This is a genomic window from Acidobacteriota bacterium, assembly GCA_033549365.1.
In the GTDB taxonomy this organism is placed as follows: domain Bacteria; phylum Acidobacteriota; class Aminicenantia; order Aminicenantales; family Saccharicenantaceae; genus JAWSUF01.
This window is the reverse complement of sequence record JAWSUF010000042.1, coordinates 1-1,511: the sequence shown is the minus strand read 5'-3', so window position 1 is coordinate 1,511 and position 1,511 is coordinate 1. Positions and strand designations below refer to the sequence as shown.

The following is a 1,511-nucleotide window of genomic DNA, read 5'->3' as shown; positions in this document are numbered from 1 at the left end:
TCAGCTTATCGCTGAGTGATAGAATGGAAGGCGTATTAAATGCCGAAATTCAGCCCCGGCTTCGTGCGGAATGTAGGCTATTCCTCTCTGTTTCATAACCGATTAGACAATGTCTTCCGGGAATCCTTGGCGGGTGTTTTTTTCCTCAATACAGAAAAAATTGAAAAAATACGAAAAAAAGCTTGACAAACGTTTTTTTTTGGTATTTAAAATCTGTGGTGATTGGAGACTTGATGATTCCTTCTTCAACTGAAGAAAAAAATGCTTCAATAGTGATTCAAGGAATTTTTTTCAAGTTAAAAAACTGTTCATTCTTAATCGTTGCTTTTCTTCTGAGCGGGATTTTTTTAGCTGCGGGAATTAGTAAGGTTGTAACTTTCAATGAGTTTTTAGCATTATTAAAAAATTATGAAATATTCCCAGACATCATCCTGCCTTATCTGGCGCTTGGTCTAATCAGCATTGAAATTACGACGGGAGTATGTCTCTTAATACCTCAATTGCGTTCTAAGGCAGCCTTATGTGCAATTGGACTTTTAACGGTTTTTCTTTTTTTAATCATGTATACACAAATATATAGCCTTGACATTCCTTGTGGATGTTTTGCTTTTTTAAAAAATAAAAAAATGAACTTGAGTTTAGCGATTCAAGATTTGGTGCTCTTATTCTTAACGATATTGTTATACAGATCAGAATTGGTTAAGAGATCATGAGGCTTGGAATCATGAGAATATCTGTCCATTATATAAAAGATAGGCAGCCTGGATTGATATGGCCCCTTCTTCTTGTTTTTATCGTAAGCTTTGCCTCATGCGGTGATTCCGGGTGGGGCGGGAAAAGGTATGTCAAAAACGGCTTAGAAATTACAGAAAATCCTGAGAAGGGGATTTGGCCGGCGGATAAAATACGATTGACACAGGACCTCGTTCTCGGCGACGATGATGATCCTCACCAGCTATTCTTCAAAATTCAAGGTGTTGGAGTCTCTTCAGACGGCCGGATACATGTTCTGGATTCAGGCAACCGGAGAATCGCGGTGTTCGATGAACACGGCGTTTTCCTGTTCGAATACGGAAGAGCCGGAGCAGGCCCCGGGGAATTCGGCGAACCCAACGGCATGTCGCTTGATACGGCGGGAAATGTTTACGTGCTTGATCGACAACTTCGTCGAGTGACAAAATTCAATTCCCAAGGCGAATATCTCCTGGCATATCCTATACAAACCTACCTCGGCTACATCGAAGCGTTGTCGGAAGATATGGTGCTGCTCAGCGGCATGCTATTTGGCAGATTCGGTGCTTTCGGCGGCCTTTATGATTTGGCGGGTCAGGCCTATCGATTCCATCTGGAACTTCCCTTTCCCACCGAAGTGGAGTTTCCGGGCCGCGTAAGCGTATCCCTCGAAGAGAGATACCAAGTCCTAAGCGACGGATATATTAATCTTCTCATTATTGTATAGACATCATGCTGCGTAGGCTGTCGATGGAGATTGGAAAAACGATTTGATTAGA

General features: G+C 42.0%; 2 protein-coding genes. Both read left to right on the top strand.

Annotation, left to right across the window (positions count from 1 at the left end; all coding sequences use genetic code 11):
* Positions 1 to 182: 182 nt before the first annotated feature.
* Positions 183 to 713, top strand: coding sequence for a MauE/DoxX family redox-associated membrane protein (locus SCM96_15930; protein MDW7762105.1), 531 nt, complete (start codon positions 183 to 185; stop codon positions 711 to 713).
* An 11-nt stretch (positions 714 to 724) separates the two neighbouring features.
* Positions 725 to 1,459 carry a 6-bladed beta-propeller gene (locus SCM96_15925; protein ID MDW7762104.1) on the top strand — a complete coding sequence of 245 codons (735 nt, stop codon included), beginning with the start codon at positions 725 to 727 and terminating at the stop codon, positions 1,457 to 1,459.
* Positions 1,460 to 1,511 lie beyond the last annotated feature (52 nt).

Excerpts from the sequence above, each read along its gene's own strand:
- SCM96_15925 (MDW7762104.1), top strand. The coding sequence starts at position 725 with ATGAGAATATCTGTCCATTATATAAAAGATAGGCAGCCTGGATTGATA.